Origin of the sequence: Streptomyces sp. G45, assembly GCF_049542095.1 — a bacterium.
Lineage (GTDB): Bacteria > Actinomycetota > Actinomycetes > Streptomycetales > Streptomycetaceae > Streptomyces.
The window spans coordinates 8,320,209-8,345,931 of the sequence record NZ_JBMUZU010000001.1 but is presented as its reverse complement, the minus strand read 5'-3'; the positions used below and the strand labels follow the sequence as shown (position 1 = coordinate 8,345,931).

The window sequence follows — 25,723 nt, the reverse complement described above, 5'->3', positions numbered from 1 at the left end:
ACGACACCTCACCTCTCACTTCAGGAGGCGTCTCAGGCATGGAGACCTTCATCACGCATGCCCGCGGGCTCACCGCCCGCATCGCCGGGCGGCGCGAGGACCAGGAGACGTTCGGGCGCCTCGCCGCCGGACAGTCCCCGCTCGCCCTGTTCATCACCTGCTCCGACTCCCGGGTCGTCCCGTCCCTGATCACCGGCGCCCGCCCGGGCGACCTGTTCGAGCTGCGCACCGCGGGCAACGCCGTGCCGCCGTACGAGGAGGGCGCGCCCGCCGGGGCCGAGGCCGCCACCATCGAGTACGCGATGTGCGTGCTCGGCGTCGCCGACGTCGTGGTGTGCGGCCACTCGCACTGCGGTGCCGTCGGCGCGAAGGCCCGCGGCGAGGACCTCGCCGAGCTGCCCGCCGTACGGGAGTGGCTGGACCGGCAGCTGCCCGACGAGCTGCCCGCCGACGACGGGCCCGCGGTGGCCGCAGCCGTACAGCGCCATGTGCGCGAACAGCTCAGGCGGCTGCGCGACTACCCCTGCGTCCGCTCGCGCCTCGACGCCGGGGAGGTGCGCCTGCACGGCTGGTACTACGAGGTGCACACCGGCCTGGTGGCGGCGCATCACGCCGAGACCGACCTGTTCCTCCCCCTGTGAAGGCGCCACCCGTGAAGACGACTGATCCGACCGTGAAACGACGCTCCATACCCGATCTCGCCACACTGCGCGCGGACTTCACCGCGTCCGTCGTGGTCTTCCTCGTCGCCGTCCCCCTGTGCGTGGGGGTGGCCGTCGCGTCCGGCGTACCGGCCGAACTCGGCCTGGTCACCGGCATCGTCGGCGGCCTGGTGGCCGGTCTGCTGCCCGGCAGCAGCCTCCAGGTCAGCGGCCCGGCCGCCGGACTGACGGTCCTGGTGTACGAGGCCGTGCGGGAGTACGGCGTCAAAGCGCTCGGCGCGCTCGTGCTCGCCGCCGGGCTGCTGCAACTCGCCATGGGCGCGCTGAAGTTGGGCCGCTGGTTCCGGGCGATCTCGGTCGCGGTGGTCCAGGGCATGCTGGCGGGCATCGGCCTGGTCCTGATCGCCGGGCAGCTGTACACGCTCGTCGACGCCGAGGCGCCCGCGTCCGGCCTGGACAAGCTGGCCGAGCTGCCCCGGCTGGCGGCCGACACCGCCGGTTCCGGCGACGCCCTGGCCGCGTTCGCCGTCGGCACCGGCACCATCGCCGTCCTGGTGCTGTGGCCGAAGTGGCGGCGGGCCGCCCGGGCGCTTCCGGCGCCGCTCGCTGGGGTCGCCCTCGCGACGCTCGCCGTGTTCGCCTTCGACCCGCCGGTGGCGAAGGTGGAGGTGCACGGACTGCTCGACTCCGTGCAGCCGCCGGGCGGTGACGCCTTCTCCGCCCTGGTGGAGGGCGGCGCGCTGCTCGGCGCGCTCGGCACCATCCTGGCCTTCGCGCTGATCGCGTCCGCGGAGTCGCTGTTCAGCGCGGCGGCCGTGGACCGCATGCACGACGGGCCGCGCACCGACTACGACAAGGAGCTGATGGCGCAGGGCGCGGGCAACACGGTGTGCGGGGTGCTCGGCGCGCTGCCGATGACCGCCGTGATCGTGCGCAGCTCCGCCAATGTGCGGGCCGGGGCCAGGACCAAGGCGTCGCGGGTGCTGCACGGGGTGTGGCTGCTGGCGTTCGCCGCGGCGTTCCCGGCCGCGCTCGGCGTCATCCCGGTGGCGGCGCTCGCCGGTGTGCTGGTGCACGCGGGCTGGAAGCTCATCCCGGTCAGCGAGTTCGCGCCGCTGTGGCGCGAGCACCGCGGCGAGGCGCTGGTCCTCGCCGTGACCGCGCTGGCGATCGTGGCGACCAACATGTTCGAGGGCGTCCTCATCGGCCTGGCGCTGGCCGTGGTGAAGACGGCGTGGGACACCTCCCACGTGCACCTGGAGGTCGACGGCCTCGAAGGCACCGGCACCGTCCATGTGCGGGTGGTCGGCAACGCCACGTTCCTGCGGCTGCCGAAGATCCTCGACCAGCTGGAGGCACTGCCCCAGGACCGCCCGACGCGCCTGGACCTGACGGGCCTGCGGCACTTGGACCACGCGTGCGGCATGGCCCTGTCGGGCTGGGCCGAACGGCACGGGACGACCGTGCTCGCGGCCGAGGACGAGGCCGCGGCGGCGCCACCGCCCGCGGACGGCTCGGAGTCCCGCCCCGAGCGGAAGGAGGCCGCGGGGGTGCGGGGGTGACGCGGGACGCGCCGGGTGGGTGACGAGCCCGACGGGTCTCCGGGCCCGTCGGGCCCCGGCGGGTGACCTGCCCGGCGGGCCACGCGTTCCCGCGGGGTGGTGAGTCATCCGGCCGGTCGCGAGCCCGGCGGATGACTCGCCCGACGTGACACAAGCCCCGCGGGTGACACATCCGACGGGTCACGAGCAACGGGCACGGCCCGGGCGCGGAAGCGATCGCGCCCGGGCCGTACGCGGGTACGTGGGGCCGCAAGTACGCGGGTACGCGGGTACGCGGCGCCACGGCCACGTCAGTGCGCGGTACCGGATGCCCCGCCCTCAGAGCTGCCCCACCTGGCCCATCCCCCGGTCCCCGAGGCGGTCCTGGACGTCGTCGAGCAGGACGCGCAGCAGCTCCGCGAGCTGCTCCTGCCGCTCGGGGGTGAGCGAGCCGATCAGGTCCGCCTCGCGGTACAGGACCTGGTCCACGGTCGCCTCGACCAGGTCGTGGCCCGCCTGGGTCAGGGTGACCAGGACCGCGCGGGAGCGGTCCCGCGCGGGGCGGCGGGTGACCAGGCCCTCGCGTTCGGCGCGGGCCACGCGCTGGGAGACGGCACCCGCCGTCACCAGGCAACGCTGCCCGATCTCACGGGTGTTCAGGGTGTACGGCGGTCCACCGCGACGCAGCACGCTGAGCAGGTCGAGGGTGGCGGCGTCGACCCCGGCGCGGGCCAGCACACGGCGCCGGTCGTCGCCGAAGAGCTTCGCCAGCTGCCAGATCGGGGTGACGATGCCGATCGAGGACACCGGGGTGCCGGGCCGCTCGCGCTGCCAGGCCTCGGCGATGTCCCGCGCGACGGAGCGGTGCGCGGCGGCGTTCACCGAGCGGGTGGCGTCGGCTCCGGACACGGAGTCCCGGTGGACCCCAGGCGGTGGATCTTGCGTCACGGCGGCTCCCTCATGCTACGTTTAGCTCTAAATTTAGACCTGAACGACTGGATCGGAGCACAGCTTATGGCACGCGACATCCTGGTCACCGGCGGCGGCACGGGCATCGGCCGGGCCGTGGCGCGGCACTTCGCGCGGCAGGGCGACCGCGTCACGGTCACCGGCCGCCGCCTTGGCCCGCTCAAGGAGCTGGCCGACGAGACCGGCGCCCGCGCCCTGGTCTGCGACCACACCGAACCCGATCAGCTGACCCGGCTGCTCGGCGAGCTGCCCGAAGGCATCGACGTCCTGGTCAACAACGCGGGCGGGAACACGGGCTTCGACGCCGACGGCAGGACGGACCTGGCCGCCTACGCCCGCGACTTCCGGGCCAACCTCGACGCCAACCTGATCACCGCCGCCCTGACCACCAAGGCCCTGGAGGACCGCCTCGCCGAGGGCGGCGCCGTCGTGCACATCGGCTCCATCGCCGCCGACCAGGGGGCCGGGTCGTACGGCGCGGCCAAGGCGGGTCTCGCCACGTGGAACATCAGCCTGTCCCAGGAGTTGGGCCCGCGGGGCGTGACGGCCAACGTGGTCGCCCCCGGCTACATCGCGGACACCGAGTTCTTCCGGGACAAACTCACGGCGGAGCGGCGCGACCAGTTGGTGGCCGCCACCGCGACGGGCCGCGCGGGCACCCCCGACGACATAGCGGCCACCGTCGCCTTCCTCGCCTCACCGGCGGCCCGGCACATCACCGGCCAGGTCCTGCACGTCAACGGCGGGGCGCACACGACGCGTTGACCTCCTTGGCCGGGCCGGGGCCGCTAGCCGCGTCCGCCGCGGCTCCGCGCGGACGCGGCGAGCGGAGGGGTCGTCATGCGTGCCGCCCCCACTGCCCCCGGTGGATGACCTCCCGCGCGGGGCGTCGGCGGGTCGCGACGCGGTCGCTCTGCGGGGGTGTGTCGTCCGCGCGGTAGCCGACCGTGATGCCACCGATGGGCGCGTACGCGTCGGGGACCCCGAACTCCGCGCGGAACGGCCCCACATGCTCCGGCATGATGCCGAAGAAGCAGGCGCCCAGGCCCTCGTCCACGGCGGTCAGCAGCATCAGCAGGGCGGCCATGCCCGTGTCGATGTGCCAGTACGGCGCGGGCCAGCGGGCTTCGGCCCGGTCCTCCCAGCCCTTGTCCGGCTCGGCGTAGCGGTCGAGGTAGGCGGCCTTGTGGGCGAGCGGGACGACGACCAGCGGGGCGTCCTGCATGGTCGGGGTCTGCTCGACGCGCGTGGGGACGAACGGCCAGAAGCGGGCGCGGTCGGCCGCGTCGGTCAGCGCCAGGAAGGCCCAGCCCTGCGAGAACCCGGCGGACGGTGCCCGCAGCGCGGAGGCGAGCACGCGCTCGACCACCTCAGGGGCCAGCGGCCTGTCGGAGTAGTGCCGGATCATGCGGCGACGGCGGACCACCTCGGAGAACTCCATGCCGCCCGATCCTGCCACGCGCGACCGCCACCGCCCAGGGCCGAGCCGTACACACGGCCCCTCCCGTCCTCATCCCTCCCGGTAGCCGCTGAGCCCGTCCGCCAGTTCCTCCTCGTCGCCGTCCCGGGCGGCGGACAGCGCCTGTTGCAGGGCGAAGGTGGCGCGGATCGCCGCGACGCGGGTCGACATGTCGTCACCGGTGAGGCCGCCGAGCACACGCACCCGGTCGAGGAGGCGGTCGCCGTGACTCGCCCCGATGGCGGCCAGGTCCTCCGCGGGGTCGCCGATGCCGACCTCGTCCCAGTCCACGACACCGCTCAGCCGGGGCAGCCCGGCGACGGTCTCCCACAGCACGTTCTCGCCGCCCAGGTCGCCGTGGACCACGGCGGAGGCGTGCGGCGGCAGGCCGTCGAGCGCGGCGAGTTCACGCTCGGCGCGCCGTCGCCCGCCGTCCGACATCAGCGGGAACAGCTCCGCGCGCACGCCCGCCGCGAACTTCCGCCACTCCCCCTGCCCGGCCGACGGCAGCGCCGCCCGCACCTCCGCCCGCCGCCCTGCCTCCGCGAGCCGGGACAGCAGGGTGGCGTACTGCCGGGCCACCGCCTCCGCCGCCTCGGGCCGGTCGAGGACCCCCTCGGCGAGCGGCGCCCCGGGCACACGGCTCAGCACGAGGTACGGCACATCCGACGCCGGGCCCGGCCCTTCACTGGATTCTCGCGAAACGTCACCGGATTCTTCGAACAGCGGTCTGGGTGTACGGAATCCGATGCCGACGTCCGCCAGGGTGTGCAATAGGGCGGCCCGGTCGGGCAGCCTCTTGGCCGCCGCGGCGGTACGCGGGAAACACACCACGCGGTCCGATCCGATCACGACGTGATGGAACTGCCCTTCATGGACGGCGAGTTGTTCCACTCCGTCCCCCGGAAGCAATCGCGTCAACAAGTCCCGGTGCGTCTCGACGATTCCCATGACGGGGTGAACTCTCCCTTTCCCTGTACCTCTTCCGTGGCAACCCTACTGATCACCGACTGACCGACGCGACAATGAACAGCGGCGCGGAACGCCCAACTCACGCCCTGGACACGGCAACAGGGGTCAATCCACCTCTTGGTGTCAGCCTTTATCACCCGGGCAGGATCATGGCGTGATTTATGCGAGTAGTATCCGCCCACACCACACCCGAACTGAGGAGAGGTGGCACCTTGTCCGACACCCATACCGAGCCCACCAGGCTCACTGACCAGTACGCCGCACAGCTCGGGGCAGACCTCGAACGCAATGTCAGCGAGCAGGAACGTATCCGTACGGAAGTACAGGCGCTCCAGGCGCAGTTGGAGACCCTGCGCAGCGACCACGAACTGCTCGTGAAGATGCGCCACCTTTTGGACAGCGAGTCCACCGAAGCGGCGCCCCAGAGCGAAGCGGCCGCCGCGGAGGAAGCGGCCACCAAGGGCGAAGGGACCACCAAGAACGAAGGGCCCGTCAAGCAGGACGGGGCCGCCAAGAAGGAGGCGGCACCCAAGAGGCGTCCGGCCAAGAGCCGGACCGCCAAGTCCGGCACCGCCAAGAGCGACACCGCCAAGAGCGGGGCTCCCGAGGGGGAAGCCCCCAAGAGCGAAGCCTCCGAGGGTGGACCCGCCCACAAGAAGAAGGACCAGAAGAAGAAGGCGGCCGACCGCGCCGCGAAGGTGCCCGCGCCGCGGAAGGCGACCGCCCGCCCGAAGCGCACCACGCGCAAGAAGGCCGCGACCCCCCGGGCCAAGGCCCCCGCGCAGCCCACGCTCGTGGAGCTGGTGCGCGCCCATCTGGCCGCGCAGAGCGAGCCGCGGTCGGCCGCGCAGGTCACCAGCGCGCTCTCCCAGGACCACCCCGAGCGCACGGTCAAGACCACGGTGATCCGCACCACCTTGGAGAACCTGGTCGCCCGGGGCCAGGCCCAGCGGTCCAAGCAGGACAACTCCGTCTTCTACACCTCGACCGAGACCGCGGCGGCGCCGGATCGGTCCCGGGAACCGGCACAGGAGTCGGCGACCCCACCGGCAACCCCACCGGCGGCACAGTCGGCGGACCAGTCGGCCGAGCAGCCCGTCCAGCAGGAGCAGGCCGAGGACACGGCGGAGGCGACAGCGGCCGGGAACTGAACCGCGCGCGTGTTCCCGGCGGCTCCCACACCGCCCGGGACACACGCCCGGACACACACCCAGCACACACCGCCCGGCACACACGCCCGGCACACACAGAGGACATCCTCAGCTCACCCCTCCGGACGGGACACATGTCCGCGGGACCGCCATCCCGCGCGTGGTCCCGCCCCGGCCCGGCGCGCGCCGGGCGGCAGCCCAGGAGTCGATCCCGCATCACCCGCACGTCAACCCGCCGTTACCGACGCCGCCTTTGATGACCCGCGCCGGTGTTACCCGCCGGTTCCACCCCACCCCCCACAGGGAGACAACCCCGTGCCCCACCCCATGCCGCGTACGTTCCTCGGCGGTGCCGTCGCCGTGACCCTCGCCGCGACGGCCGCGCTGGCCGCGACGGCCCCGACCGCGGCGGCCGCCGAGACCCCGCGCCTGAAGGTGCTCACGTACAACGCCTTCATTTTCAGCAAGACCCTCTACCCGAACTGGGGCCAGGACCACCGCGCCAAGGAGATACCGGCCACCGGCTTCTTCCGGGGCAACGACGTCGTCGTCCTCCAGGAGGCGTTCGACAACTCCGCCTCCGACACCCTCCTGCGCACCGCGGCGGCGCAGTACCCGCACCAGACGCCGGTCCTGGGCCGTAGCAAGTCCGGCTGGGACGCCACCGGCGGCGCCTACTCGGCGCTCACCCCCGAGGACGGCGGGGTGACCGTCCTCAGCAAGTGGCCGATCGTGCGCAAGGAGCAGTACGTCTACAAGGACGCCTGCGGCGGGGACTACTTCTCCAACAAGGGGTTCGTCTACACCGTCCTCGACGTCAACGGCACCAAGGTGCACGTCGTCGGCACGCACACCCAGTCGACCGACCCCGGCTGCAAGGCGGGCGAGGCCGCGGCGACACGCGCGAAGCAGTTCAAGGAGCTGGACGCGTTCCTGGACGCCAAGCACATCCCCGCCGACGAACAGGTCATGGTGGCGGGCGACTTCAACGTCGACTCGCACAGCGCCGAGCACGGCTCGATGCTCGACGACGCCGGGCTCGCCCCGGCCGACGCGCGCACCGGACACCCGTACTCGTTCGACACCCGGGACAACTCCATCGCCGCCGAGCGCTACCCGAACGACCCCCGCGAGGACCTGGACTACGTCCTGCACCGCAAGGGCCACGTCCGCCCCGCCGACTGGCACAACGACGTGGTCAAGGAGCAGAGCGCCCCCTGGACCGTGTCGAGCTGGGGCAAGGAGTACACGTACACCAACCTCTCCGACCACTACCCGGTGGTGGGCGGCTAGCCAGGCGCGGCCGTCGGGCGCCCGGACCCCTCCCGGTCGGGCCCGGGCGCCCACGGCCACGGCCCGGTCAGTCGATGACCGCGGTCGCCTCGATCTCGACCAGGTGGTCGGGCACGTCCAGGGCGGCGACGCCGATGAGCGTGCCCGGCGGCACCGGAGTGACGCCCAGCCTCGCCGCGGCCCGCCGGGCGCCCTGGGAAAGCCGTCGCCGACGTGGGGCAACGCACTTTTCCGTGACCGGGTCGCCCCGAGGCGGCCCAGCAGCTCAGCGCCAGCCGAAGCGGCGGTCCACCACCGCGGAGAACTCCTCCAGGGTCAGCACCGCGTCCCCGTTCTGGTCGGCGGCGTCGAACAGCGCCGAGGAGTCGTCCACGTCCCCGAGCCCCCAGAACGGCAGGTCCCCGGACGCGGCCAGGGTCGGGCCCTTGGTGCGCAGCGCCACGATCACCTCGTCGCGGGTCAGGGTGCCGTTCGCATCGAGGTCCAGCGCCTCGAACAGCTTTCGGGCCTTCTCGCTCATCCTGTGGTTCCTAGTCAGTCGTCATAAGTCAGGTCGTCGTGCGTCAGGTCGTCGTCATGGGTCAGGCCGTCATGAGCCAGTCGTCATGTGGTCGTCAGTCAGCTGTCTGGTGTCGCTCCGCGCGCGCCGGGCGGGTCGCCGCCCGGCTCACGAACGACAACGCCCCGTAGCGGCTACCGGTTCCCCGCGCGGCCCGCACGGGCGAAGTGCCGGGCCACTGCGTGGAAGGACTCCTTGGGCTCCCAGTGCCAGCGCGCCGTCGGCTCGTCCTCGGTCTTCCAGATCGCCTTGGTGAGGCTGTAGCTGGCGATGTCCAGGTCGTAGCGGCGCTCCCGGCGGTGCGGATTGCCCGGGGACACGAACTCGTACACCATCGCCGCGTGCAGGTCCAGCTCCTCGAACACGTTCAGGACCTGCGTCAGATACCGGGCCTGGGTGCGTTCGCTGCGCACACGGCCGGGCAGCACCTCCGGCTTGGGCTTGTCGTAGTCGATGACGTTCCAGCCCATGCCGCCCGCCTCGGGTGCGCCCTCGAACGTACAGGTGCCGCACTCGGTGATGGCCACGGGCTTGCGCCACTTCCGGTACGGGGCGAGGTCGCGCGCGTAGCCCCGCGGGTCGGCGTGGTACCCGTAGTAGTTGACGCCCACGACGTCGAACAGGTCCCAGTCGACGACGTCGCCGTGCGCGGAGCCGTAGGTGAGGGGCCCGTGGAACACCTGGCGCGCGGTCCGCGCGGCCAGCGGGATGAACCGGTCGAGCTTGCGCTGGGCCTTCTCGGGATCCCAGTTGCCGTTGAGCATGTTGTCGATCCGCTCCAGCGTGTCGGCGCCCGGCACGATGCCGGGGACGAACAGCACGAACTCGCACCCCACGCTCAGGTACACCCGCGCGCCCTGCCGCCGCAGCCGCTCCGCCTCCCGTCCGGTCTCCGCCAGGTGGTCGAGGATCTCGCGCTCCGGTACGTCGCCCAGGCGCGGCTGGAGCCATACGTGCAGCCCGCGCCCCGCCGCCTCCGCGGCGGTGGCGGCCAGGCGCTCCACGCCGGTGCCGTACGCGACGACGGAGTTGGCGTGCAGGTCCCGGTCGATAGCGCGCAGGTCGGCGCGCATCCGGGTGCGGTTCCACGCGGTGTCCGGGGTGTCGTCGTCCGCGCACTCGTACATCACGCCCCGGTAGGCGAGCCCCCGGTGGGCGGTGTCCCGCTCCGCGTCGGGGCGCGGCGCGGCCGCCGCCGGGCCGGTCAGGCCCGTCCCCACCACCGCGGCGGCGCCGACCGCCGCCGCGCCGGTCAGGAAGCCGCCCCTGGTCATGCCTTCCTTGCCCATCATGTGCTCCCGCCGTTGTCACTGGGTCGCCCTCAGCGTGGCTCGGGGGCGGCGGGCGGATCATCGGCCATTGGTCCTCCCGGCGGTATCCAAAGTCGCGCCGCACCGCCGCGCGGGGCCCACCGAGGTAGGGCCCGGGGCCCGGCCGTCGCCGTCCTCCTCCGCGCGCCCGGCGTGGGCGCTTGCGCCGACGCGTACTACCCCGTCGGGCTCGGCGTTCTCGTATCCAAGGCCCTCGCATGCCCCAACTGCCCCTGATCTACGGGTAGTTGGGCTAGGCTCGGGCGCACGCCGGCTCCCCGGGAACGCATCGGAGACACAGGGGGCAGGCGACAGCACAGCTTGGGGGACCGATGGACCGCATTCCGCCGTACGCGGGCATGGGCCGATTCGTCGAGGCGTTCGACAAGGTGGTGGTGCAGCCGCGGCGCAACCGGACCAGGCTCCCCGCGGTGCTGCTCACCGAGGAGGTCGGCGGGTTCGCGGGGCGCCGGATCGTCAAGGGGCTGCGGGCCCGGCTGCGCGGCGAGGGCGGCGCGCTCGCGCCGCACGCGTACGTCGCCACCGCGCCGGAGCACCACGACGCACCGCACCTGGAGCTGTTCGAGGAGATCACGGCGCAGCTTGCGGTCTCCATGCCGCCCCGCACGGGCACCCTCAAGCTGCCCGGCTACCGGCTGCTGCACGCGGTCCTGAGCGCCCCGCACCTCACGGGACAGCAGGCGCAGCGCTGGCGGGCGCTGCGCGAGCACTGCTACGCCGTGCACCGCCAGTGCTCGCCGCTGTCCAGCGCCCTCTGGCAGCTCGGGGGCGGGGACCAGCACGGCGGGGACCGGACGGGCGGCGCCGGGATCGTCGGGGTGCTGTGGAACTTCCTGTCGGGGCCGCTGTTCCAGCGGCTGCCATGCGCCCTGTTCGCGCTGCGGTCCAAGCGCCGCATGCTCGGCAGCGGCCGCAACCGCCGCTGGTACTTCGAGTGGTACCGGCACCAGCACGGCGTGCCGCCGTCGGACTTCTTCCACTCCGCCCTCGACCTCGTACCGGGCGGCGCGGGCGGCCGACCGCCGATCGGCCCGGAGCAGATCGACCGCGTCCTGATGCACGCGCTGCTCACCGACCTGGACGCGGCGGCCCGCCCCCACCGGTTCAACCCCTGGCGGCGGCGCCGCACGACGCGGTTCGTGGTGTTCTTCGAGGAGCTGGGCCCCGCGGAGTCCCGCGCGCAGCGCTTCGTACGGGAGCTGCGGACGGTGACCGCGCAGCTCGGCATCACCTCGGTGTTCCTGGTGGCGGCCGGTGCGCGGTCGCTCGCCACGCGCGTGCCTGACATGACCCCGGCCGATCTGAAGCAGGCGGGCAACGACCTGATCGTGATCCTGGATCAGGGGATGCACCCCGAGCAGCCCAGCGGGATGACGGTGCCGGCACCGGCCGAGACGGCGCCCGACGACGCCGAGGCGGAGTACTGGCTGAACGGCCACCCCCGGCCCGTGCCACCGGTGCACCGCTTCTCGCCGGGCACCGAACTGGCCGGGACCGTCGGGTGCCTCGCGGCGGGGTTCGTCGTCCTCGCCTCGCTGACCGCGTTCCCGCCGCTCGACCGGGGCAAGGACGGGGACCCCTGCGCGGGGAAGACGTTCCTGGGGACCGACGGCGCCTGCGTGGGCGTGGCGGAGGCCGCCAAGGGGTTCGGCAGGAGCCAGGAGGAGCAGGCCGTCCGCCAGGTCCTGGAGATCATCGAGAAGCAGAACAGCGCCGTCGACACGGCGACGCGGGACGGGGACGGCGTGCGGCACCGCACCGTCGTCTACCTCGGCCCGTTCAGCGGCGGAGCCGGAGCCGAGGACCCGGTGCGCGGCGGCACCCTGCCCGAGCTGCGCGGCCTCGCCCTCGCCCAGGCCCGGATCAACGAACTCGCCCGGGACAGCCACGACCGCGTGCCGCTGCGCGTGCTGACCGCGAACGCGGGCGACCGGTTCCAGGACGCCGAGCGGGTGGCCGAGCAGATCGCCCAGCTCGCCCGGCGCGACCCGGGCGTCGTGGGCGTCGTCGGCCTCGGGCAGAGCAGGCCGGGCACGGTCAAGGCCATCGAGGTCCTCAACGAGGCGGGCCTGCCCATGGTGGGCACCTCCGGCACCGCCGTGGACCTGCTGCGCACCGGCCGCCCGTACTACTACCAGCTGGCGCCCACCAACGCCCGGCTCGCGCAGGTCATGGCGGACTTCGTGCGGTACGCGAAGACGGTGGACGGCGGCCGCGCCACCGCCGAGCGCGTCGAGCTGGTCACCGACCCCACCGACCTCTACAGCGACGACCTGACCCGGGAGTTCCTGAGGTCCCTGGGGCGGACCCCGGCCACCGTGTGGGAGCACACCCCGCAGGGCGACGCGGGCGGCGCGCGGCTGCCCAACGCTGTGCGCGGCTCCCTCGCAGCGAGCGCCCCCGACCTGGCCCAGCGGATGTGCCAGGCGGTCCGCAGGACGCCGCGCACGGTGGTGGTGTGGACGGCGCGGGCCAGCCAGTTCACGGCGTTCCTCGACGAGATGAACCGGCTCAGCGGCACCTGTCGGCACCTGACCGTGCTGGGCGGCGACGACGTCACCAACTCCCTGCTGCAGGGCGTGCCCCCAAGGACCGCTTCCCGGGCCTGAGCCTGTACTACACCTCGCACGGCTCCGCCCCCGAGCTGGCCCGCATCGCGGGCCGTTCGGCCACCGAGGCGAGGGAGTTCCTGCGCGCGTACGACCGTGCGGACGCCCGGCAGCGGTGGGGGGCGCGGATGCGCGTGGACGGGCACCCGGTGCTCGCCTGGGACGCCCTGCGCTATCTGTCCGAGGCGGTGGACGAGGCGCGCGCCGCGCTCGGCGACGACGACCGGCTCGGCGCCCGCGACGTGCAGGCCGTGCTCTACCAGGGCCTCGGCGACGGCGGCTTCGACGGCGCCACCGGGCGCGTGGACTCGGCGGGCGCGGCGGGCGGCGGGCGGTTCACCGCCGACAAGCTGGTGCTCGTGATGGGCGACGGCGGGCGGGCGGAGGCGGCGTGCGGCGCCCTGACGAAGAAGCGGAGCCCGGCGAAGTGGGGCGGCCGGTTCCCCTGCCCTGAGGGGTGACGGGCACCCGTCCGCGGGGCCGCCCGGCGGTGCGCCACCGGCACACCGAGGGCTCGCACCCACGGACCCGCGCGGCGGGGCACCACCGGCACGTCTGGGGTCAGGGCCTCACACCGCGTCGCCCACGACCTCCACCCACTGGAGTTCCACCGTGGCCTCCCCCTGGTGCGGGGCGTGCCAGCCGAACCTGAGGACCACCGGCAGCAGGACCGCCACGAACACATAGCTGTCCTCCTCCGAACCGGAGAGGATGGTCACGGCGGCGCGCAGGGACGCCAGCCGCCGCGGCGGAACCAGGCCCGCCACCTCCAAGGTCACCGCCACGTCGACGGTACCGCTCCCGTCGCCGTGCGGGGACAGCCGCAGCGCCCCCAAGTCCGGTTCCACGGACAGCAGCTGAGGGTCCGACAGGCCTCGGGGGACGGAGCCGACGGCGGACAGCAGTTCGTCGTAGATCCGCGAGGCGCGCCCCGCGCCCGGGGCGCAGAACGCGCCGACCGCGCCCGCGACCTGCTCGGCCAGCGCGTCCCCGGGGGGCTTCGGCCACGCCGGGATGGGCGGTGCTCCCGGGAAGTGCAGGGTCACCACGCCGACGCCCTCGCGGCGCGTGACGCCCACCCGTTCGGCGAGCGTCCGGCGCGGCGCGTCCCAGCGCCGGTCCAGGACGACGAGCAGAGAGCACGTCGTCCACCATGCGGGGGGCACCCACTTCTCCACGGGGTGCTGCCGGTCCCAGCGGGAGGCGTCTCCGAAGTTCAGGACCACGACCGGCACGGCGGCGCCTCCGTGGGCCTGTGCCTGGCAGAGCAGCAGGGAGTCGGGCGCCGTCCACGCCTCCACCCCGGAGTCCTTCAGGAACGCCGTGAGTTCCGCCCGGAAGGTGCCGCCCGTGGCGTGCTCGGCCGGGCGCCGGTCCCGGCGGGGGCGGCGGACGCGGTCGGCGAGCAGCCGCAGGAACGCGTCGAGGACCTGCTCCACCACCGCCGCGGGCTCGTCCCCCGCCTCGTCGAGCCCCAGCTCCGCGCGCACCCGCGCCAGCGTGCGGGCCACCGACGCGTCCTGCGCCCCGCGTCCGGGCCGCGGTGCCGCGGCCCTGTTGCGCGCCAGCGCGGGCACGGTGTCGTCGGGGTGGTTCCGGACCACGGTGCGCACGGACCAGGGCACCGGCGCGGTCCGCGCGGCCGCTTCTGCGAGCCGGTCGGCGGTGAGCAGCGCGGGCTCGGCGGGAACGCCCTCGGCGATCTGGCGCAGGACGTCCCGGGTGGGGCGGACCTCACCCGCATCAAGCCCGTGGCTGTGCCCAAGTGTCAGCCAGGTGACGCCCCCGTGCGGCCCGTCGGTCGCGGTGGGCCGCACGCCCAGGCTGACCAGGCAGCAGTCCTCGACCACCACGAGGTGGTCCACGGGAAGGACGCCGAGCAGCTGGCGGGGGTGCACCACCTCGTCGCCGGGGCCCACGACCCAGGCGCCGGTCTGCGGGCGCCAGGCGGGGCCATGGCCGACGTACCAGATCAGCAGGGCCTCGTCGACGCTCGCGGCCAGTTCGCGTGCGGTGCGGATGACGTCCTCGGCGTCCGCGTCGAAGAGGCGCACACACCGGTCGGGCGGGAGGTTCCAGCCGTCGGGGGACGTCAACAGCGCCGCCAGTTCGTGGAGTTCCGAGGCGGCGAGGTCGTCTTCGCCGGGTTCGTCGTGCGCGGAGGTGCCGATGAGCAGGGCGGCGGCGCGCCGCGGGTCGGGTAGGAACGGCCGTGGGCCCCGGGGCCCGGCGCCGCCCTGGCCGCTCGGGGAGCCCGGCCGGTCGGTGGGGGCTCCGGCGCGTAGGGCCGCCATCAGCTCTTCGGAGGCGTAGGCGAACGGCCGCAGTGCCTCGGGCAGTTCGTCCTTGTCGAGCGCGGCGATCGCGTTGAGGCCCTGGCCGGGCAGCCGGACGCGCTGGGCGATGTAGCCGCTCAGCGCGTCCAGGAGCAGCCAGGCGTCGTGGCGGCCCGCGGCTCTGGCGAGCGGGGCGCGGGCCGCGTCCCGGAAGGTGATGACCTGCGGTTCGCCGCCCGCGGCGCTGATGTCGAGGACGTTGCTCATCAGGAGTTCGGCGACGTCGGAGGTGGTCGCCTCCGGGACGACCTGCTGCCGGATGAGCTGGATCAGCGGCAGGCTCAGGCGCCGGAAGGCGCTGCACAGCCCGGCGAGGCGCACGGCGGCGGGGGACGCGGTGCGCAGGAACACCTCGGCGGGGGACGCGCCCCCGCGGCGCGGGCCGGGCCGGTCCGCCCTGGTGTGCGGCTCGTCCGGGCCGTCGTCGCCGAACGGGCCCTCGGGGGCGCCGAACGGGTTCGGGGGCGCCCCGAACGGCGTCACGAGGACGGCCTCGTAGCCCTCGGGCGAGCCCCTGACCAGGCCCTGTGCCCAGCGGTTGAGGGAGTGCGCGGTGAGGGTGAGCGTCGGCACGGCCACGTAGGGGGTGCCTTCGGGGAGGACGAACCGCAGGTGCGGGGGGACGGTGACGGCGAGGGCGGTGTTGCGGGTCCCGGGCAGTCGGCTGCGGACGCGCACGGCGGGCAGGTCGAGCGCCGTGCGGTGCCACAGGCGGGACGGCAGCGGGTTGGCGATGGACAGCGAGCAGTGACCGGCCAGGGCGCGCAGCAGCTGCCATACCCTGCGGCCGTACCAGGCGGGGGCCGCGCAGTCGGAGACGACGAGGACCAGGCGGCGCCCGTCGGGCGCGGCCACGCTGCGGGAGTTGACGACCCGGCCGAGCGCGTCGGTCACGTCCGGGTACGGCTCCGTCGACAGGTGCCAGCGCTGCACCTGGCGGAAGGCGCCGCTGTTCTCCAGGAGCGCGGCGAACTCCTGGACGGCGCCCTGCCACACCTCCATCGACAGATGGGTGTCGACGATGAGCAGGACGTCGAACCACGGCTCCGGCAACGGGCCGACGACCGGCAGGAGTTCGCCGTCCCGGGTGTACGAGTCGATGGTGGCGGCCAGGTCGAGCCCGACGCGGCGGCCGTGCGGGAAGCGGCGCATGAAGGGGCGCAGCGAGCGGCCCAGCTCGACGGCCTGGGGCAGGGCGCGGCCCGCCGCGACGGTCACCGGGGCGTCGTGCGGTGCGTCGAACTGGCCGGGGAGGTTCTCGTACAGGCTGTACGGGCCGTGGGGCCCGTGCCGCTGCGGGGCGTCCGGGTCGAGCGCGTCGTCCGGGTCTTCGGGGTCGTCCGCCGTGGTGTGCGGGGTCCGCTCCTCCTGGGCGGGCGCCTCACCTGGTGGCCGCGGCGCGGTGTCGGCGGTCGCGCCCTCGGGTTCCGGCGGGGTGCCGTCCCGGCCCGCCGCCGGGTCGAAGGAGGCGGCGGCGAGCCACAGCGCGTCCGCGAGGAGTTCCGCGTCGTGGCAGTCGCGCGGCAGCGCGCCGACGAGGGCGTCGACCACCACGGCGAGCGCGTCACGCACCGGACAGGTTCCGCAGCAGGTAGCCGAGCAGCCGCTCGCGCTGCTCGCCGGTGGGGCCCTGGTCGTCGATGACGAGCTTGACGGCGTTGAGGAGCTGGTCGACGGCGAGGGTGTCGCCCCGGCGGACGCGTTCCACGAAGTCCTCGACGAGCGCGGCGGCGTCCTGGGGCAGCTCCCGGCCCACGTGCGCCTCCACGGCGGCGCGCAGCAGGTCCACGGAGAGCGGGGGCATGTCGTAGCGGATGCAGCGGCGCAGGAAGGGCGCGGGGAACTCGCGTTCGCCGTTGCTCGTCATCACGATGAACGGGAAGCGCCGACACTGCACCCGCCCTTCGGTGATGTCGTAGCGCTTCGGTTCGGTCGCCTCCTCGCCGTCGCCGCGCCAGCGGCGTACGGAGACGCGGGGCTTGCTGTGGCGCACCAGTTCGGGGATCTCGTACTCGCCGCGCTCCAGGACGTCGAGGAGGTCGCTGGGCAGGTCCAGGTCGCTCTTGTCGATCTCGTCGATGAGCAGCGCGCGGGGGCGCGGGGAGTCGGGGAGCAGGGCGGTGCCCAGCGGGCCCAGTTGGAGGAAGGCGGCGATGTCGTCGGTGTGCTTGGCCGCCTTGCCGCCGGACTGGGCCAGGCGCAGGGTGTGGATGTGGCCGAGCGCGTCGTAGCGGTAGAGGGCGTCGGACAGGGTGCTGCGCGAGGTGATGTGCCAGCGGAGCACGGGCCCGAGGCGCAGTTCGTCGGCGACCTGTTCGATGACGGTCGACTTGCCGCTGCCCGCGGGGCCGGTGATGAGCAGCGGGCGGTGCAGGAACACGGCGGCGTTGACGGCGTCGGTCAGGCCCTTGGGCGGCTGGAAGGTGCGGGGCGCGGAGCGGCGCGGGAAGACGCGCCACGGCGGCGGGTCGGGAAGGCTCGTGTCGTGCGGCTCGCCCGTGCCGCGGTAGTAGGTGTCCCAGGCCATCATGTGCCTCCTGCCGACGTCGAAGCCCACTCCGGCTCCCGCTCCTGAAAGGCGTCGCAGAAGTCGAGCCAGGGAAGGTCGTGCCACGCCGCCCGCAGCGCGGCGAGTTCCGCCAGTCGGGCGCCTTCGCCGTCCGGCGGTCCGGCGTCCGCGCCGTTCACCTCGGCTGCCCAGCGCGACTGCCGGGCCCGGGCGAAGTCGGCGGGCAGCCGCTCCCAGTGCCGGGCGAGGGCGGCGGGCGGCTCCGGGACGCTGCCGTTGGCCGCGTCGGGCCACAGCAGCACCGGCGTGTACGGCAGCAGGACCTGGACGAGTTCGGCGAACACCGCCGAGCGTCGGCCGATCCCGGCCGCCCACTGGCAGGAGCCGGTCTTGAAGCCCATGACCACCCGCTGCACGTCGGCGGCGCTGGCGGCGTGCACCCAGTCGACGGGTGCCTGGCCGGTGCTGAGCACGTGGTGCTGCCAGGCTTCGAGGCGGCGCCGGGCGACGTCGTTCATGCCGCGCAGGAAGCGGGGCACGAAGAGCCGGTCCGCCCAGCGCAGCACGACCGAGCGGTCGACGCCCAGCAGGTAGAGCCCGACGTCGGCCTCCTCGGGCCGCCAGGTGGGCAGCAGCTCCGCCCGGACCACCATGTCGATGTGGTCGAGGCTGACGCCGGGGGCGAGCCGCCGCGCCGCCCAGTCGAGGACCTCGGGCAGGGCCTGCTCGACCCCGGCCTGGGTGGGCGTGCAGGGGATCGTCCAGGCGCCGGAGCACTGGTCGCCCTGGCGCAGCCAGACGGTGAGGGAGTCCGGCCAGTCGCAGCGCGCCGCGTGCAGGCTCACCACCAGGCGGGCGCCGCCGTCCTCGTCCCGCCGGGCGGCGCCTTCGAGGGCGTCGTTGAGCTCCATGACGAGGCCGTGCTCCTCGGCCCAGCGTTTGATGTCGTCGCCGGACGGGTCGAGGTCGCAGGCGTGAGCGACGGCGACCAGGCAGCGCGCCAGGGCGCCCGCGGCGGTGAGGCGGCCGTCGCGGTCGGTCTGGCGCAGCGCCGCGTGCTCCAGGACGTGGCGCAGCAGTTCACTGCCGCTCAGCCGGGCCGGGGCCCGCAGGGGTGCGCGGGCGTCGCCGTCGCGGCTGTTGAGTTCGGCCATGGCCCGGCGCACGGTGTAGCTGGTCAGGGTGCGCCCGGCCCAGGTGACGAGGAACTGTTCGGCCTCGCGGACGAGGAGCAGGGCGTCGACGACCTCGCGGACGCGCAGCGCGCCGAGGTCGGGGCTGCGGGCGGCCCGCTCGCGCAGGGCGGTCAGCTCGGCTTCCGTCGTCGCGGCAGTCGCGGCAGTCGCGGCAGTCGCGGCAGTCGCCGTCGTCGCGCCGGGTGCGGGCGCCTCGGTGGCGCCCTGCGGCCAGGAGCGCAGGGCGCGCCCCAGGTCCTCCGCGCCGATCGCGCCGAGGCCCTCGGCGGCCCGCACCCGCGCGCGGGCCGCGTTCGCCGCGAGCCACAGGCCCTCCTCCGCGGCCGTGGGCACCCCGTAGTACTCCAGGCCGCGCGCGTCCTGGTCCGGCAGGTCGGCGAGCAGGGCGTCCCGGTAGTGGCGCATGGCCACGAGTTCGCCCGCCCCCTCGAAGCCCGCCCGCATGTGCCGGACGAGGCAGCGGGTGAAGTCCAGGTCGTACGCGGGTTCCTGGGCGGGGGCGGCGGCCAGCACGCTGACGCGGGTCTGGCCGTCCTGGAACCCGCCGACCAGGTCGCCGACCGACGGCAGGGCCGCGCCGGAGTGGCAGGTGTCGAGCAGGACGATCACCCCGGCGATGTCGGTGCGGTCGACGGCGGCGGCGATCAGGGCGTTGACGTCGACGGACGTGGTCGCGTCCTCCCGTTCGCTGTCCTTCGCCATGTAGTACAGGTGCGGTGAGCCCTTGGGGGACTGCCCGTGGCCGAGGAAGGCGAGGACGAGGACGGCGCGGGCCTCACCGGCGCGGACGATGGCCTCGCGCACGGCGACGTCGACCTGTGCGCGGGAGGCCGCTCCGGAGCGCACGGCGGCGGCGTCGGCCACCTCGCTGGCCCGGCAGACGCCGATGGCGGGGTCGGTGAGCGCGTCGTGCAGGCTCTGCGCGACGGCGACGAGGTCGCGTACCTCCTCGTCGGCCTCGTCGCACTGGGTGGCCACGACGAGGACGTGGCGGGCCTGGGACAGCGCCGCGGCGGCCGTCGCGCTGTCCGTGCCGCTCGCCGCGGGCCGTGGCGTGCTCATGAGGCGGTGGGGTGCTCGGCCACCGCGTCGAGGACCACCTGGGCGACCTCGGGGCGCCGCAGGTAGACGGTGGCCGGGTGGGTCCACAGCAGCCGCGAGGCCAGCGGCACCGGCTCAGGCCGCACTCCGGCGGCGTTGGGGGCGACGAGGTCGGCGAGGCGGCGCAGCGGCACCACCGGGTCGTCGCCGTCCCAGAAGTCCACCCACCGCCGGACCGTCGCCGGGACGGCCGGAGGGCGCGGGCGCAGCCGCTGCCAGATCAGGGCGTTCATGGCGAGGGGCGAGCCGAGGGTGAGGAACAGCGGGACGGGGCCCTCGTACCCGGCGAGGGCTTCCCAGGCGACGACGGTGCCGAGGGAGTGGGCGATCACGATCGTGGGCCGCGCGGGGTCGAGTTCGGCGAGGACGCGCTCGCGGGCGCGCTCGTCGAGGCTGGCGGTGCGCCCGTCGGCGAGGCGCGTCGCCTCCTTGCGTCGCAGGTAGCGGCCGGGCTGCGACAGGGCGCCCAGGCACTGGGCGGCGCTGGCCCGCCGCAGGCCGATCTGCACCCCGGGGACGCGCGCCAGCTTCGCGCAGACGGCGCTCGCCCGGCGGGCGAGGACGCCCACGCCTTCGTGCTGCTTGCGCCGCCCGGTCTCGTCCAGGGGTTCGGGCCGCGCCTGGGAGCGCAGCCGCAGCAGCAGGGCGTTGTCCGCGTGCTCCGGTGAGGCGAGCAGCGCTTCCACGACGTCGGCGGCGACCGCGAGGGTGACCTCGGCGCTCTCCTCGTCGAGGTCGTCTTCCGCCGCGCCCTGCGCGCCCGCTCGGGCGAACAGGTCGGCGTAGCAGGCGAAGGCCGTGTCGACCGTCCAGTCCATGGTGAGGCCGGATATCGCGTCGGCGCGGCCCGCGGCGCGGGCGCCCTCGGCCAGTGCGCGGCGCCACTCCCGCCGTTCGTCCTCGATGTCGCGCGGCCCTCCGATCCCGTGGACCAGGACCAGCTTCGGCTTGACCGTCGTCGTCATGTGCGCCGCCCCCCCTGTGCTCCTCGCGGGACGTCCCCATCCACCCGCCGCGAGGCGTAGGGAACCGTACCAACTGGCCTGGTGCCGCGGGCCGTTATGGATCAGGAAGTGGCGCCGAGGGAACGCGGGTACGAAAAGGGCGTGGCGGCCGGTCGCCCAGGGGGCCCGGCGGGGCCGCCCGCCGGGCGAAATTCGTTGTCGGCCGGGCCGGTGCGGACCCTACGATCCCGGGCATGCCGAGACCTCATGGATTCCAGTACGCGCAGCGCGCCGACGGCACCGTCGTGATCACGCACGGCGCCCGTACCGCCGCGACGCTGCGCGGCCCGCGCGCCGAGCAGTTCCTGGCGGAGGCCGCGGCGGGCGACCCGCAGCTCGCGATGGCCCGCTGGACGGGCAACTACAAGCGGGGCAACGAGCGGGCGGCGAGGGCGCACCCCCGCAACCGGCCGTAGCGCCCGCGCCCTTGTGGGTACGGGGGCGGGTTCACGTCGGGGGCCGCGTGCCCGTGGTGCGGTGGACGACGTTGGAGGGCGCGCCGTAGCGGAAGGCGCGGACCCGGTAGTCGGCCGTCCGCTCGTCCGGCAGGGTGACCACACCGGTGGACGTGACGTCCGGGTCGAGCACCGCGACGACGCGGTACGCGGAGGCGCCGTGGCGGCGCACTTCGACCAGGTGGCCGTCCTCGTCGGCGGCGTGGTCGACCCAGGTGAGCAGGACGCCGTCGGCGTGCCGGGGCGTGGCCGTGAGCCCCGTGGGGGCGCCGGACGCGGTGCCGTTCCGGAGGGGCCTTTCGCGGCCCTGTCCCGCGCGGGTGCGGCGCGGCTCGGCCCAGGACGGGTCCCGCTCCCGGTCCCGCTCGCCGGGCCCGCCCCGGGGCAGGGTGACGTGCACGGCCCGCGAGGCCGGTCCGTGCAGGGCGCGCAGCCGGTAGGAGAAGGTGGTGTCGGGCATCAGGTCGGGGTGCGTGAAGCGGGTGCGGCCGGGCCGCAGGAACGCCAGCGGGACGTACTCGCCGTGCCGTTCGGTGGCGTACTCAAGGACGCGGACGGCGGCGTCAGGGTCCCGGTCGCGCCAGCGCAGGGTGATGTCGTTCGGCGTGTCCAGGGTGGCCGTCAGGGTGGTGGCCGGGGGTGGCGCGCTGGAGGTGTGCGGCGGCCCGGCGGGGCCGCCCGGGGCGGTGGCGCACCCGGCCGCGGCGGCCCCGGCGAGGGCGGCGGCGGTCAGCGTCCCGAGCGGGCGGCGCACGGCTGCGGGGCGCCTTACTTCTTCCAGAACTTGACGCCGCTCCACTCCACCGTGACCGGCCCGCTGCCGCTGCTGGTCCGGTAGGCGCCGAACTTGTCGTAGTAGCTGCCGCTGGCGCTGTCGACGGTGTGGCGGAGCGAGCCGTTGATGTAGGTGCGGTGGCTCTTGCCCACCTCGTGCACGGTGTTGACCCGCACCTTGGCGCCGACGGTCGCGCCGGTGGCCACCGTGTCGCCGCCGTGCACGGCGTAGAGCCTGCCGCCGCGTTCGACGGCGAGCATGAAGTAGGGCCCGGCCGAAGGGCCGTCCCTGAAGGTCTGCTTGAGGCTGATCCGGCTGCCGCCCATGCTGGTGATCCTGAAGGTGCCCTCGAACTGGCGGGTGCCGCCCTGGTAGGTGTCGTACCGCCGTTCGGCGCGCTGGTCCCCGCTGTCGGTGTCGCAGGTCAGCTTGAACGTCAGGCCGCTGACCGTGCCGCAGCCCCGCTCCTGGACCTTGTACCCGGGCGACACGGGACTCCAGCCGCCGGGCTCGACCTCGGCGGTGGCGGGCGCGGCGGCGAGCAGCGCGGCACACAGCCCCGCCGCTCCCGCCACCGCGTGACGCTTGCCGTTCATACCTGCTCCTTCGCGAGACCGACTCCACCCACACCAATTCACGTACATGAACAGCGACTTGGCTACTGAACACTCGCCTCCGGGAGCGTAGGGAGCCGTACATGGACGCGTCAATATCCGGCACCTTCGCGGGCATGGCTCAGCACTCCGATCACCCATCGGCTCAGGACCCCGTACGCCACGCCGCTTTGCCCCACCAAGGCATTGCTTGGATTCCCCAAGCAAAGCCCACTACAGTGCCCGCGTACCCGGCGGCGTGATCGAGAGGCGGCAAGCGATGCGTGTGGTGGTCCTGTGCGGCGGCGAGAGCCCGGAGCGCGAGGTCTCCCTGGCCTCGGGCCGGTCGGTGGCCTCGGCCCTGCTGGAATCGGGGTACGAGGTGACGGTCGTCGACCCGGCCGCGGAGGTGCCGGTGCTGGCGGGGCCGCTGAGGGCCGGGGACGCGGGCGGCGCGCTGGGGGCGGCCGTCGTCGGCAAGGAACCGCCGTCCCCCGCGGAGCGGCCGCTGCTGCGGCGGCGCATGCACGCCGCGCTGACCGGCGGCCCGGTCCTGGAGCTGCTGCGCGGCACCGAGTTGGTGTTCGTGGCGCTGCACGGCGGCTGGGGCGAGGACGGGCATGTGCAGGGGCTCCTGGAGATGGCCGGGGTGCCGTTCACCGGAGCGGGCAGCGCCGCGTGCGCCGCGGCGTGGCACAAGGGGCGGGCGCAGGCGGTCGTGGGGGCGGCGGGGGTGCCGGTGGCCGAGCGGGTGCTGTGGCGGGCCGGTGACGTGACTGGCACGCCCGGCGCGTCTGATGTGCCGGAGGAGGCGCGGCGGCTCGTGGCGGCCGGGCCCGTGGTCGCCAAGCCGGTGGCGGACGGTTCGAGCGTGTCGGTGCGGCGGGTCGACTCGCTGCCGGAGCTGGTGGCGGCCGCGGCCGAGGTGCACGCGGGCGAGCGGCACGCGGGCCGGGGGCACGCGGGCCGGGGGCTCGTGCGTGGGGGTGAGCTGCTGATCGAACCCTTCCTGCCCGGGCGGGAGTTCACGGTCGCCGTGATCGGCGACCAGGCGCTGCCCGTGGTGGAGATCGAGCTGACGAGCCCCGTGTTCGACTACGCGGCCAAGTACCAGCCCGGCGCGGTCAGCGAGGTCTGCCCGGCCCGCGTCCCCGCCGACGTCGCCGCCCGCCTCCAGGAGTGGGCCCTGCGCACGCACCGCGCCCTGGGGTTCGGCGAGGACACGTACTCCCGCACCGACTTCCGCTGCGACGCCGACGGGCAGCCGGTGTGCCTGGAGCTCAACGCCCTGCCGGGCCTGACCCCGGAGAGCCTGGTACCGCGCGCGGCGACGGGCACCGGGTGGAGCTACGCGGAGCTGATCAGACGCATCGTGGCACTGACGGAGCATTGACGGAGCCCTGGGGGCGGGACGCTGGTGGCGGGGCCCAGTAGGTGGGGCCCTGCTGGCTCACGGAGCCCCGCGGGCGGGGGCCTTTTGGCGGGGGCCTGTTGGCGGGACCGGCAGCCTCGCCCCTCCCCTGGGCGGGTCAGCAGGCGCGTCCCTCCCGCTGGTCCCCATACTCGCTGGTCCCCATACTCGCTGGCCCCCATATTCGCTGGCGTCCGTCGAGGTCCGTCGTCACGCTGGTCCCGTGTCAGAACCCACGTACCGCATCCGCGCCCGCCACACCGAGTCCACCGTCACCGTCTACCAGGCGTACGCGCAGGAGATCGGGGTGCCCGCCGCCCGCACGGGTCGCTTCCCCGCTGCCTGGCGGCGGGACCGCATGACGTGGATCAAGCCGTCCTTCCTCTGGATGATGTACCGCTGCGGCTGGGGCACCAAGGAGAACCAGGAGACCGTCCTCGCCGTCGAGATCGCCCGCGACGGCTTCGAGTGGGCGCTGCGGAACGCCTGCCTCAGCCACTACACGAGCGGGCTCCACGCCGACCACGCCGACTGGAAGCGGCAGTTGAGGCGGTCCCCGCCCGCGTCCAATGGGATCCCGAACGCGACCTCCACCTGCGTCCGCTGCCGCACCGCTCGCTTCAGCTCGGCCTCTCCGGAGAGGCGGCACGCCGCTACGCGGACGAGTGGACGGTGTCGATCACCGACGTCACCCCGCTCGCGCGCACGGTCCGCCACCAGGTGGGCGCCGGAGACCTGACCGCCGCGCGCCGACTCCTGCCACGGGAGGACCCGTATCCCACGCCGGACGATCTGCTGGCGCATGTGCGCCCGTGAGCCGGTCGGACGGTTCTCCCGGCCCGTGCACGCCCCTTCAGTAGAGCCGGGGCCCGGCCCCGGGGACACTCACTACAGCACCGGTCACACCGTCGCTACGAGCAGCTCCTCCGCCCCGGCCGGGCGGAGTCCGTCCGACCGGTCGGCGAAGTACCGCTCGGTGAGGGTCCGCGCCGACACACGGCGGGTTTCCCGGAAGCCGCACGCGCGGGCGAGCGCCGCCATGTCCTCGGGAGCGTAGAAGCTGACGAACGGCGTGCCCGACGCCCGCGCGGCCCTGCACGTCGCCTCCATCAACGGGCGCTCCTCCGGGGCCAGGAGGTCCAGCGGCAGCAGGTACGACGTGGCGAGCGTGGTCCCGGGGGCGAGCCGGGCGACCTGCCGCAGCGTGGCCGCCGTCGCCTCCCGTGTGAGGTACATGCTGACCCCCGTGGACGCCACCACCGCGGGCCGCCCCGCGTCGAGACCGGCCGCCGCCAGCTCCTCCCACCAGGAGTCGCCCGCCTCGAAGTCGACCGGCACGAGCCGCAGCCAGTCGGGCACCCCGAAGCCGAGCGCGGTCAGCCGCCGCCGCTTCCAGGCCTGCGTCCCCGGCCGGTCGACCTCGAACACCCGCAGCCCCGCGGCGACGTCGGGCCTGCGCTGCGCGAACGTGTCGAGCCCGGCCCCGAGGATCACGTACTGGGTGACGCCCCGGCGGGCCTCCGCCACGACCAGGTCCTCGATGAGGCGCGCCCGGGCCACGATGGAGGCCCGCATGCCGCTCGTGCCCCGCCGGTCCATGTCGGGCCGGGCGCGCCACCCGTCGTCCGGGGCCGCGAGGCGCAGCCCCACCTCGTCCTCCAGCACGTGCGGCGCCGCGTCGGCCCGCACGTGCAGCGCCCGCCACAGGGCGACCCGCACGGCCGTACTGTCCGCGACCGCCACCTGTTCCTCGGGCATGCCGTTCCTCCTTCTCGCGCGGTGTTCTCGTACCGATCA

Annotated in this window: 21 protein-coding genes and 2 pseudogenes; 10 read left to right on the top strand and 13 right to left on the bottom strand. The window is 74.4% G+C overall.

Translation table 11 applies throughout. The annotated features are described in order from the left end of the window. Window positions 1–38 precede the first annotated feature (38 nt). Both ACOBQU_RS35645 and ACOBQU_RS35640 read left to right on the top strand, forming a co-directional pair. Entirely contained in the window at window positions 39–641 is a 603-nt protein-coding gene (locus ACOBQU_RS35645; protein ID WP_423633113.1) for a carbonic anhydrase, read from the top strand. An 11-nt stretch (window positions 642–652) separates the two neighbouring features. Continuing rightward, on the top strand, window positions 653–2,224 hold the full coding sequence (locus tag ACOBQU_RS35640; RefSeq protein WP_423633111.1) for a SulP family inorganic anion transporter: 1,572 nt from the start codon (window positions 653–655) through the stop codon (window positions 2,222–2,224). A gap of 318 nt (window positions 2,225–2,542) precedes the next feature. Here the strand turns inward: ACOBQU_RS35640 and ACOBQU_RS35635 are convergent, their stop codons facing one another. Next, window positions 2,543–3,112 (bottom strand): MarR family winged helix-turn-helix transcriptional regulator, encoded by a 570-nt coding sequence (locus ACOBQU_RS35635; protein ID WP_423634932.1) that lies wholly within the window; start codon window positions 3,110–3,112, stop codon window positions 2,543–2,545. Between the two features lie 105 nt (window positions 3,113–3,217). On the opposite strand from ACOBQU_RS35635, the gene ACOBQU_RS35630 reads away from it, so the two are divergent. Continuing rightward, the gene (locus tag ACOBQU_RS35630; protein WP_423633109.1) at window positions 3,218–3,937 is read left to right on the top strand and encodes an SDR family NAD(P)-dependent oxidoreductase; all 720 of its coding nucleotides are present in this window, start codon (window positions 3,218–3,220) and stop codon (window positions 3,935–3,937) included. Window positions 3,938–4,010: 73 nt separating this feature from the next. On the opposite strand, the gene ACOBQU_RS35625 is transcribed toward ACOBQU_RS35630, so the two are convergent. Both ACOBQU_RS35625 and vph read right to left on the bottom strand, forming a co-directional pair. Then, entirely contained in the window at window positions 4,011–4,613 is a 603-nt protein-coding gene (locus tag ACOBQU_RS35625) for a nitroreductase family protein (protein WP_423633107.1), read from the bottom strand. A 69-nt stretch (window positions 4,614–4,682) separates the two neighbouring features. Beyond that, complete coding sequence (gene vph, locus ACOBQU_RS35620) at window positions 4,683–5,582, bottom strand: viomycin phosphotransferase (RefSeq protein ID WP_423633105.1); 900 nt, start codon at window positions 5,580–5,582, stop codon at window positions 4,683–4,685. Between the two features lie 233 nt (window positions 5,583–5,815). Here vph and ACOBQU_RS35615 point away from each other — a divergent pair, with 233 nt between their 5' ends. Both ACOBQU_RS35615 and sph read left to right on the top strand, forming a co-directional pair. Next, window positions 5,816–6,754 carry a hypothetical protein gene (locus ACOBQU_RS35615; protein ID WP_423633103.1) on the top strand — a complete coding sequence of 313 codons (939 nt, stop codon included), beginning with the start codon at window positions 5,816–5,818 and terminating at the stop codon, window positions 6,752–6,754. A 327-nt stretch (window positions 6,755–7,081) separates the two neighbouring features. Next, entirely contained in the window at window positions 7,082–8,047 is a 966-nt protein-coding gene (sph, locus tag ACOBQU_RS35610; protein WP_423634930.1) for a sphingomyelin phosphodiesterase, read from the top strand. Between the two features lie 67 nt (window positions 8,048–8,114). Here the strand turns inward: sph and ACOBQU_RS35605 are convergent. The 3 genes and pseudogenes from ACOBQU_RS35605 to ACOBQU_RS35595 form a co-directional block, all read right to left on the bottom strand. Next, window positions 8,115–8,243, bottom strand: a pseudogene (locus ACOBQU_RS35605) (RidA family protein); the annotation flags it as partial. 69 nt (window positions 8,244–8,312) lie between these two features. Further along, window positions 8,313–8,567 (bottom strand): EF-hand domain-containing protein, encoded by a 255-nt coding sequence (locus tag ACOBQU_RS35600; protein WP_423633101.1) that lies wholly within the window; start codon window positions 8,565–8,567, stop codon window positions 8,313–8,315. 173 nt (window positions 8,568–8,740) lie between these two features. Further along, window positions 8,741–9,880, bottom strand: coding sequence for an abortive phage infection protein (locus ACOBQU_RS35595; RefSeq protein ID WP_423633099.1), 1,140 nt, complete (start codon window positions 9,878–9,880; stop codon window positions 8,741–8,743). 368 nt (window positions 9,881–10,248) lie between these two features. Here ACOBQU_RS35595 and ACOBQU_RS35590 point away from each other — a divergent pair, with 368 nt between their 5' ends. Then, a complete protein-coding gene (locus ACOBQU_RS35590; protein WP_423633098.1) occupies window positions 10,249–12,546 on the top strand; it encodes an ABC transporter substrate-binding protein in 2,298 nt (765 codons plus the stop codon). 128 nt (window positions 12,547–12,674) lie between these two features. Then, window positions 12,675–13,007, top strand: coding sequence for a hypothetical protein (locus tag ACOBQU_RS35585; protein ID WP_423633096.1), 333 nt, complete (start codon window positions 12,675–12,677; stop codon window positions 13,005–13,007). Window positions 13,008–13,115: 108 nt separating this feature from the next. Here the strand turns inward: ACOBQU_RS35585 and ACOBQU_RS35580 are convergent, their stop codons facing one another. Genes ACOBQU_RS35580 through ACOBQU_RS35565 form a run of 4 tightly spaced genes read right to left on the bottom strand, consistent with a single transcriptional unit; the run spans window position 13,116 to window position 20,653 of the window. Next, entirely contained in the window at window positions 13,116–16,454 is a 3,339-nt protein-coding gene (locus ACOBQU_RS35580; RefSeq protein ID WP_423633094.1) for an SAV_2336 N-terminal domain-related protein, read from the bottom strand. Then, window positions 16,447–17,409 carry an AAA family ATPase gene (locus tag ACOBQU_RS35575; RefSeq protein WP_423634928.1) on the bottom strand — a complete coding sequence of 321 codons (963 nt, stop codon included), beginning with the start codon at window positions 17,407–17,409 and terminating at the stop codon, window positions 16,447–16,449. Before ACOBQU_RS35575 ends, ACOBQU_RS35580 begins: the two co-directional genes overlap by 8 nt. After that, window positions 17,409–19,649 (bottom strand): hypothetical protein, encoded by a 2,241-nt coding sequence (locus ACOBQU_RS35570; protein WP_423633092.1) that lies wholly within the window; start codon window positions 19,647–19,649, stop codon window positions 17,409–17,411. Before ACOBQU_RS35570 ends, ACOBQU_RS35575 begins: the two co-directional genes overlap by 1 nt. Next, complete coding sequence (locus ACOBQU_RS35565) at window positions 19,646–20,653, bottom strand: hypothetical protein (RefSeq protein ID WP_423633090.1); 1,008 nt, start codon at window positions 20,651–20,653, stop codon at window positions 19,646–19,648. Before ACOBQU_RS35565 ends, ACOBQU_RS35570 begins: the two co-directional genes overlap by 4 nt. A gap of 233 nt (window positions 20,654–20,886) precedes the next feature. Between ACOBQU_RS35565 and ACOBQU_RS35560 the strand changes: the two genes are divergently transcribed. Continuing rightward, window positions 20,887–21,108 (top strand): hypothetical protein, encoded by a 222-nt coding sequence (locus tag ACOBQU_RS35560; RefSeq protein WP_423633088.1) that lies wholly within the window; start codon window positions 20,887–20,889, stop codon window positions 21,106–21,108. 31 nt (window positions 21,109–21,139) lie between these two features. Here the strand turns inward: ACOBQU_RS35560 and ACOBQU_RS35555 are convergent, their stop codons facing one another. Both ACOBQU_RS35555 and ACOBQU_RS35550 read right to left on the bottom strand, forming a co-directional pair. Continuing rightward, on the bottom strand, window positions 21,140–21,901 hold the full coding sequence (locus ACOBQU_RS35555) for a fibronectin type III domain-containing protein (RefSeq protein ID WP_423633086.1): 762 nt from the start codon (window positions 21,899–21,901) through the stop codon (window positions 21,140–21,142). A 14-nt stretch (window positions 21,902–21,915) separates the two neighbouring features. After that, window positions 21,916–22,518: a hypothetical protein gene (locus ACOBQU_RS35550; protein ID WP_423633084.1), complete on the bottom strand. Its 603-nt coding sequence runs from the start codon at window positions 22,516–22,518 to the stop codon at window positions 21,916–21,918. A gap of 277 nt (window positions 22,519–22,795) precedes the next feature. Here ACOBQU_RS35550 and ACOBQU_RS35545 point away from each other — a divergent pair, with 277 nt between their 5' ends. Then, entirely contained in the window at window positions 22,796–23,908 is a 1,113-nt protein-coding gene (locus tag ACOBQU_RS35545; protein ID WP_423633083.1) for a D-alanine--D-alanine ligase family protein, read from the top strand. A gap of 241 nt (window positions 23,909–24,149) precedes the next feature. Then, window positions 24,150–24,742 (top strand): annotated as a pseudogene (locus ACOBQU_RS35540) (DUF4291 domain-containing protein). Window positions 24,743–24,826: 84 nt separating this feature from the next. On the opposite strand, the gene ACOBQU_RS35535 reads toward ACOBQU_RS35540, so the two are convergent. Continuing rightward, window positions 24,827–25,684, bottom strand: coding sequence for a class I SAM-dependent methyltransferase (locus ACOBQU_RS35535; RefSeq protein ID WP_423633081.1), 858 nt, complete (start codon window positions 25,682–25,684; stop codon window positions 24,827–24,829). Window positions 25,685–25,723 lie beyond the last annotated feature (39 nt).

What these genes read in the sequence shown, in the direction of transcription:
- ACOBQU_RS35645 (WP_423633113.1), top strand. Translation starts at nt 39, where the DNA reads ATGGAGACCTTCATCACGCATGCCCGCGGGCTCACCGCCCGCATCGCC.
- ACOBQU_RS35630 (WP_423633109.1), top strand. Translation starts at nt 3,218, where the DNA reads ATGGCACGCGACATCCTGGTCACCGGCGGCGGCACGGGCATCGGCCGG.
- ACOBQU_RS35625 (WP_423633107.1), bottom strand. Translation starts at nt 4,613, where the DNA reads ATGGAGTTCTCCGAGGTGGTCCGCCGTCGCCGCATGATCCGGCACTAC.
- vph (WP_423633105.1), bottom strand. Translation starts at nt 5,582, where the DNA reads ATGGGAATCGTCGAGACGCACCGGGACTTGTTGACGCGATTGCTTCCG.
- sph (WP_423634930.1), top strand. Translation starts at nt 7,082, where the DNA reads ATGCCGCGTACGTTCCTCGGCGGTGCCGTCGCCGTGACCCTCGCCGCG.
- ACOBQU_RS35600 (WP_423633101.1), bottom strand. Translation starts at nt 8,567, where the DNA reads ATGAGCGAGAAGGCCCGAAAGCTGTTCGAGGCGCTGGACCTCGATGCG.
- ACOBQU_RS35595 (WP_423633099.1), bottom strand. Translation starts at nt 9,880, where the DNA reads ATGACCAGGGGCGGCTTCCTGACCGGCGCGGCGGCGGTCGGCGCCGCC.
- ACOBQU_RS35590 (WP_423633098.1), top strand. Translation starts at nt 10,249, where the DNA reads ATGGACCGCATTCCGCCGTACGCGGGCATGGGCCGATTCGTCGAGGCG.
- ACOBQU_RS35585 (WP_423633096.1), top strand. Translation starts at nt 12,675, where the DNA reads ATGCGCGTGGACGGGCACCCGGTGCTCGCCTGGGACGCCCTGCGCTAT.
- ACOBQU_RS35575 (WP_423634928.1), bottom strand. Translation starts at nt 17,409, where the DNA reads ATGGCCTGGGACACCTACTACCGCGGCACGGGCGAGCCGCACGACACG.
- ACOBQU_RS35570 (WP_423633092.1), bottom strand. Translation starts at nt 19,649, where the DNA reads ATGAGCACGCCACGGCCCGCGGCGAGCGGCACGGACAGCGCGACGGCC.
- ACOBQU_RS35565 (WP_423633090.1), bottom strand. Translation starts at nt 20,653, where the DNA reads ATGACGACGACGGTCAAGCCGAAGCTGGTCCTGGTCCACGGGATCGGA.
- ACOBQU_RS35560 (WP_423633088.1), top strand. Translation starts at nt 20,887, where the DNA reads ATGCCGAGACCTCATGGATTCCAGTACGCGCAGCGCGCCGACGGCACC.
- ACOBQU_RS35550 (WP_423633084.1), bottom strand. Translation starts at nt 22,518, where the DNA reads ATGAACGGCAAGCGTCACGCGGTGGCGGGAGCGGCGGGGCTGTGTGCC.
- ACOBQU_RS35545 (WP_423633083.1), top strand. Translation starts at nt 22,796, where the DNA reads ATGCGTGTGGTGGTCCTGTGCGGCGGCGAGAGCCCGGAGCGCGAGGTC.
- ACOBQU_RS35535 (WP_423633081.1), bottom strand. Translation starts at nt 25,684, where the DNA reads ATGCCCGAGGAACAGGTGGCGGTCGCGGACAGTACGGCCGTGCGGGTC.